Annotated in this window: 7 protein-coding genes and 1 tRNA gene; 2 read left to right on the top strand and 6 right to left on the bottom strand. The window is 45.6% G+C overall.

Translation table 11 applies throughout. From position 1 onward, the window contains the following. A partial coding sequence (locus H6F93_RS16010) for an ATP-dependent nuclease (RefSeq protein WP_190682570.1) occupies window positions 1-1,810 on the top strand: 1,810 nt, incomplete at its 5' end. 76 nt (window positions 1,811-1,886) lie between these two features. Here the strand turns inward: H6F93_RS16010 and H6F93_RS16005 are convergent. The 3 genes from H6F93_RS16005 to H6F93_RS15995 form a co-directional block, all read right to left on the bottom strand. After that, window positions 1,887-3,320: a vWA domain-containing protein gene (locus H6F93_RS16005; RefSeq protein ID WP_190682567.1), complete on the bottom strand. Its 1,434-nt coding sequence runs from the start codon at window positions 3,318-3,320 to the stop codon at window positions 1,887-1,889. Between the two features lie 284 nt (window positions 3,321-3,604). Next, window positions 3,605-3,667: an SEC-C metal-binding domain-containing protein gene (locus H6F93_RS35255; RefSeq protein ID WP_524537957.1), complete on the bottom strand. Its 63-nt coding sequence runs from the start codon at window positions 3,665-3,667 to the stop codon at window positions 3,605-3,607. A gap of 233 nt (window positions 3,668-3,900) precedes the next feature. Continuing rightward, window positions 3,901-4,065, bottom strand: a complete 165-nt coding sequence (locus H6F93_RS15995) for an endonuclease V (RefSeq protein ID WP_199313752.1) — start codon at window positions 4,063-4,065, stop codon at window positions 3,901-3,903. A 49-nt stretch (window positions 4,066-4,114) separates the two neighbouring features. Between H6F93_RS15995 and H6F93_RS15990 the strand changes: the two genes are divergently transcribed. Continuing rightward, the gene (locus H6F93_RS15990; RefSeq protein ID WP_190682564.1) at window positions 4,115-5,272 is read left to right on the top strand and encodes an ISH3 family transposase; all 1,158 of its coding nucleotides are present in this window, start codon (window positions 4,115-4,117) and stop codon (window positions 5,270-5,272) included. 12 nt (window positions 5,273-5,284) lie between these two features. On the opposite strand, the gene H6F93_RS15985 is transcribed toward H6F93_RS15990, so the two are convergent. The 3 genes from H6F93_RS15985 to H6F93_RS15975 form a co-directional block, all read right to left on the bottom strand. Next, a complete protein-coding gene (locus tag H6F93_RS15985) occupies window positions 5,285-5,830 on the bottom strand; it encodes an endonuclease V (RefSeq protein ID WP_190682561.1) in 546 nt (181 codons plus the stop codon). 95 nt (window positions 5,831-5,925) lie between these two features. Further along, window positions 5,926-5,996: transfer RNA gene (locus tag H6F93_RS15980), tRNA-Leu, on the bottom strand. A 35-nt stretch (window positions 5,997-6,031) separates the two neighbouring features. Beyond that, the gene (locus H6F93_RS15975; protein ID WP_190682558.1) at window positions 6,032-6,232 is read right to left on the bottom strand and encodes a hypothetical protein; all 201 of its coding nucleotides are present in this window, start codon (window positions 6,230-6,232) and stop codon (window positions 6,032-6,034) included. Window positions 6,233-6,276: the final 44 nt, after the last annotated feature.

The raw sequence follows: 6,276 nt of genomic DNA, 5'->3' as shown, positions 1-6,276 counted from the left end.
AGGCTTCAACTATTACGAGGATATAGAGCAGTACACACCCTTTCAACAGATAAATCAAGTTCTAGAAAAATTTATTGGAGATGCTTCAGACTCATATATAGAACTGAGACTAGAGATAGAGAATCAGGATATTAACAATTTAATTAATCTAAAGGAAAACAAAGAAAGTTTGAAGAGTGCCTTAAGTTTATACAGAGGAAACTGGTCTAATTTTGTAAATGAGATTGACCAATGGAATTTGAGTAGCCTCTCTCCCCATCAAGAGTTAAGATTTGTTATTAGAAATAACTCGATTGAAGGTTTAGCAAACGGAACTTCTGAATATACATTTTATAGATTTTTATTCCTATTTCAACTATTTCTCATAGCTGCGAAAAAGGTTGGCAACGTGAAACTTAGTCCAAGATACGTGTATTTTTCACCTTACAGAGGAGAAACACAGCTAAATCTTCAAGCCAATTTGTCAGGCGAAAATTACTATGAATTATTAGCAAGCTACTCTAGTACTACTTCTAAAAATTCGACATCTCTTATAAAACTTTCATCCCTTTATTTTGCTGAGAAAAGAAGATCTTATGAGAATTCTGCACTAAACCAAGGTTATCAAGACCAATGGAATAGTGATGAAGAAGTAAAGCTAGTAACAAAATATTTGAATCGGTTAGGATATTCCTGGGATCTATTGCTTAAGGATGCAAAGAAGAACGTTTACGAAATCACCTTAAGCAAAGAGGGTAGAACTTTTGACTTGACACAAGCTAGTTCAGGTGAGAAAGAAATTTTAAACTTTTTACTAGGAATCTTTGCTTTTAACATCAAAGACGGGCTAGTAATAGTTGATGAACCAGAAGTACACTTACATCCCCGCTGGCAGTCAATTTTAATTGATCTATTTTTTGATCTGGCTAACACTACTGGGAATCAGTTCATTCTATCAACTCATTCTGCTGTATTTATTAGCCAGAGGACCCTCTCAAATATTGTAAGAGTTTATAAATCTAATGATATTAGCACTATTGCAACTATCTCTAGAGGAAATGTTCAAGGGACTAAGGATTTATTACATATAATCAATAGCCACAATAATGAGAAAATATTTTTCGCAGACAAGGTAGTACTTGTTGAGGGGGTTACAGATAGGCTCTTCTTTGAGGAACTAATTAACTTTTATCAGCTTTTGTTTTCAGAAACACCCGAAGTGATAGAAGTTTTGGAAGTTTATGGAAAAGTTAATTTAGAAAAGTACAGAAGGTTTTTAGAAACTATTTCCGTTCCAAATTTTATAATTGCTGATTTTGATTATCTTCAGAATGTGGGTGATGAAGATATTAAAAAACTTTTTATTGTTGATCACTTGAAGATAGATCAACAAGTCATTAAAGACAAAAAGAGTATTGATGGTCAAACTTTATCTCAACAATTAGAAGAATCCATAAATAACGGAGACCTAGAAGCCCTTAAGAGCCTTTATGAATATATAAAATCGAGAAAAAGGAAGTTCAAGGATAACCTTACTTTTGAAGAATCTACTTCAGTAGAGGCGTTTCTCAATCAAAAAGAAGCTGAGAGAGTATTTATCCTGAGAAATGGAGAGATTGAAAATTATTTGCCAGATGGTCATAAGACTCTTGAAGGACTCATTGATTTACTGAAGGACAAGAATTATTTGAACCCTTTGCTTAGCAAGGAGTATTGTAAGCAAAGGCAAGAACTTACAAAAATCATTTTGTCTATTCTCCAGTTACCGCTTAAGCGAGATGAGGAAATTGTTCTTGCGCTAAGGAAGCATCAGGTTAACGCCCCTGAATAGGGAGATAGATAAAGGATTGTTTGTGAGCTTCTGAGCGCGTTAAATGCAGGCTAACGCACTCAGAAATCTCAACTTCCTATTTGTCCGATCGCACAGGCAGCGGTGTGTCTAGAATCTCCATCAGCAGTTCCAGACGAGACGGGCGTGTCAGCAGCGGTACGAGGTTGGGCAAGCTGTAGTAGTCTCCCGCAAAGGTAAACGTTTCTACAGGTGCTTGCTGTCCCTTTAGTTGGCTCTCTAGCCAGTTGCAGTAACCACCCACGCGGACAATCACTACGTTTGGCATCACTGCCAACTCCCGGCAGTAGGTCTTGTAAACCTCACCGAAGTAGGGAGCCGCGTTCTCACCTTCGTCTGTGACGACGATGATCTGATCTACGATCTGTCGCTTCTTTCGCATCGCCTCCAAAGGAGCACCAATGCTCGTACCCCCACCTGCCTTGATGTGCTGGAATGCCCGCTCCCAGTCAGTCAACTCCTTGCCCTGGGCGGTGACAGGATAGGGAATGTTGTCGAAGGCGTAAACAAACAGGTCTGCCTGGGTAATGCCGGAGATCAAGGCAGCGAGACGTTTCCCAAGCTCGATCGCATTCTCCATCGAACCTGACTTGTCTACGAGCAACGCAGTTGGACGGGTAATCACACCACGCCGCTTTACTTGCTCATTCGTTACCTTTTCCAACCGGGCAAGGGTATCGTCATCGAGATCCGCTGCATCGGCTGCGATTTGAGCCTTGAATGCCGCAACTCGCGCACTCTTCGATGCCTCGTCCAGCTTGCCATCAATCAATGCCTTCACCTCCCGGTGATCCATTGCTCCTCTTGCCTTGAGCGACTTGAGGTTATTGATCACTTCCTGGGGAGTCATGCTGTTGATTAATGCCACCAGAACCGTGGGAGTCAGTTGCTTGATTGCACCGATGGCGATCGCATAGGGCAGCTTAAACTCGACAATCAGTCGTGCCTGTTCTGCTGCACTTTGGGCTTTGGCAAGCTGCTTCAGCACGTCTGCCAGCGAACCAACCGGAGGCTGATCACGGAACAGAATTGCATTTGCCCGCTCACTGGGTTTGATGTGCAACGAGGCATACAGATGCTTCATTGCCTTGCGTCCCCGCAGAGCGGCGCGATCGAACAGGGCAGGGTTACTTTCCCGCACCTTGAGATACCGCTGCACCGCAGTCCGAGCAGAACGGGGTAACTTGTTGCGGTGCTGCTTCATGAAGTCCACTACACGAGCCACCTGGTAAGGGGGAAACTCTTGCAGCATAACGAAGCCAGCATCCCGGTGTTCTACCAAATCGCTGGTCAACAGATGAGCAACAAACACTTCCTTGTGGTCGCGCACGTCACCATTGCGCCCATACCACACTGCCAGATGTCCGTAAAAGATCGGGTCAAGTTCGACGATTAGTTTGTGAATTTCTGCCACTTGCTCCAGCTTGCGGTGAGGGGTGGTGAGCAAGCTATTGAGCATTTCCAGGCGCAAATCGCGTTCGGTGTTGTTCATGGGAACCTCCTCGGGTTGTAGTGGATGAGGAGGCAGATGTTGCACGCAACGGTGAAGAGTCACCGCGCAAGTTACAGAAGCTTGGCTGAAGGTTTGACCTTCAGGTTTGCCTGCTATCGGTCTCAGGCTTGCAGCGTATCCCTCCAGATACGCACCTTTGTTTGGTGGAGAGTATGTAAGCTTCTGCGATCGGGGCGCGGCAACAACTGCCAGTAAAAGTGAAAATGGATGAGGCTATTGCCTAAAAGTAGTGGCTGCGTAAACTACCGTCATACCTGCCGCTATTACGGCAACACCGCTTGAAAGGAACGTCCAGAACCACAGGGACACAAATCGTTGTTACCCAGCTTTTCTTGCAGTTCTTTATCACCGTGAACGATGCGATGTCCTCGTTTAACATGGGTCTCTGATGGATATCCTAGACGACGCTTGCTAGAGGGTTCAAAAGCAGAACGCTTGCAAGTCGTTGAGGTCCTCCAAATCGCTATTCAAGTTGGTGTTATCAAAATTAATTTGCTTCATTGTCCTCACCTCCAGTTCTGATAAATTTCATTGCTAATACCAATCTCATGTCTCCTTATCAAATTGCAGAGATTGGCTTGGTATGTCCTTTAGAAAGTTGATCTGCCTGACGAGTGGTTTCAGGAAGACGATACTTGGGGGCACATTTCAGAACAAAGTCGATCGCACTATTCAGGCTAATCCGATGTCCAACGGAGACGTAAACAGGTTCAGTAGATCGCAAAATGCTAAGGAAAGGGGTAGTGTCAGGGCAAACACATTGAAATCAAGCCATGACGAGCTACCCACTCTCATTATCTAGCACTCCTGCTTTGACCGACGAAGCTACCTTAGAAACCGCCCTGGATTGTTTGCTAGAGCATTTGCCGATTGAGATGGAAGGAGGCTATACGCCCAGCGATCTGTTTGCAATCCTGTTGCGGGCAGCTAGTCGCAACGACAGCATCGAACACACGTCTCAACGACTCGAAGGAGTGCCCAGTGGCAATGGCATTCGCTATCACCTGGATAAGTTAGACGACATCGCAACCGTGGAGCGGCAACTCAATGGGGCGATGCAAAGCCGGATTCCAGCCAAGATTTGCAAGGGCAAGCATCGAATTGCAATTGACCTGCATCTGATTCCGTATTACGGCACCCCCACAGATGCTGAAGCTCCTTACATCTATCGTTCGCAAGCCAAAGCCGGAACCACAACCTTTTTTGCTTATGCCACCGTTTATGTGATTTGTCGAAATAAGCGAGTGACTTTGGCTATCCATGCGGTGCATCGGCAGGAAACGCTGGTGGCGACTATCACTTATTTATTGGCAATGCTTCACCCGCTCAAGGTTCGGGTGAAACGGCTCTATCTCGACCGAGGTTTTTACAGTGTCCCTGTGATTCGCTGGCTTAAAGCCCTCAACCTGCCGTTCCTCATGCCTGCGGTGATTCGAGGCAAAACGGGAGGGACTCGACAACTGCTGGTTGGACGAACCAGTTATGCCACCCCCTATACCCTCAACAGCCCTCATTATGGGTCCGTTATCTGTCAGATGCGGGTCGTCTGTAACTACTACAAAGGCTTTAAGGGCAAGCATGGCATCCAGTACACCCTTTATGTCGTTCATCGAGTCAAAGTTGCACTTCATCAGTTACATCGCCATTACAAAGACCGCTTCGGCATTGAAACCAGCTACAGAATCAAGAATCACTGCCGCATCCGCACCACCACCAAAAACCCTGTAACCCGATTCCTCTTTGTCGCACTCGCGTTTCTCTTAGTTAATCTCTGGGTCTATTTGTTGTGGCACTTTGTTAGCCAAACCCAACGAGGGGGACGGGTCGTTTACCGAGCATTGTTTAGCCTCAAAACCATGTTGGAATTCCTCTGCCATGCTGTTGAACGACATTTCCCACCCATCACAGCTATCTATTTACCGACTCCCTAATGAATTTGCGATCTACTGAGGTTTGACATTTGCTTGAGTGCGAACGATCGCTCCAATGACTTCCCCGTTATCTCGAATCGGTTGCCATGCACCTCGCTGCTCTGCGAGGGGTTCATGCTCCCTCAGGTAAGGCGTTTTTGCCACACCGATCGACGGTAAATCACTGACAATACCAAGATGACAGGCAAAACCACAGCGACGTGGGTGAATATAACCATTGCCATCACACAGCAGCAGATCTGGTTTTGTCTTCAATTCCGCCAGTGCTTCCATCACCACCGGAACTTCCCGAAGTGCCAACAATCCTGGAACATAAGGAAAGGTCGTGGGACGGCGGATCACCACCGATTCTTGAAGCGTCAGGTCGGGAAATCGAAGAACAGCGATCGCAGCACAAGCAATCCGGTCATCCTCTTCAAATCCCACATCGACTCCGGCAACGGTTTGCACTTCACCAAAGTCATCCTCCATCACCACCAACGTCCGTAACTCCTGTTGAAGAGCAACTGCTGCCTCTAGAGTGGCTGTCTGGGTTAGGGTCAACAGTGGGTGGTGCATGAGGAAAACCTCTAATGAAAACTGGAACAATGATCGAAAGATGCGATCAAATGAGGGACTGCAAAAGTCACTTCATGCAAGTCAAAAAAGCGGTGTGTCATACACAGGATTTGAACCTGTAGTAGCTTGATTCTAAGTCAAGTGCCTTATCCATTCGGCGAGTATGTAAGCTTTTGGGGTTGGGGCACGAAGTGGAAAGATTTATCCGTAAACGGCTTCAGGACGAATGATTAAGTCACCACCTGGACGGCGATCGACCACATACGCAGAGAGTCGATTAGTATTGACATCTAGGTGTCTAGAAACTTGTTCTTTCACCGCGATATCACTCATGCCTGTGGTAATTCCCAGTTGAGTTTCTGTGATGTCAAGCGATCGCCCTTCAAATCGAATATGAACCATTGCTATCACCTCTTACTTATCTATAAAAAAACGGAAGGAGGAGG

It is taken from the genome of Leptolyngbya sp. FACHB-671, assembly GCF_014695745.1.
Taxonomy (GTDB): domain Bacteria; phylum Cyanobacteriota; class Cyanobacteriia; order Elainellales; family Elainellaceae; genus JAAUTN01.
The sequence above is the reverse complement of the archived record's forward strand: the minus strand, read 5'-3'. Positions and strand labels throughout refer to the sequence as shown.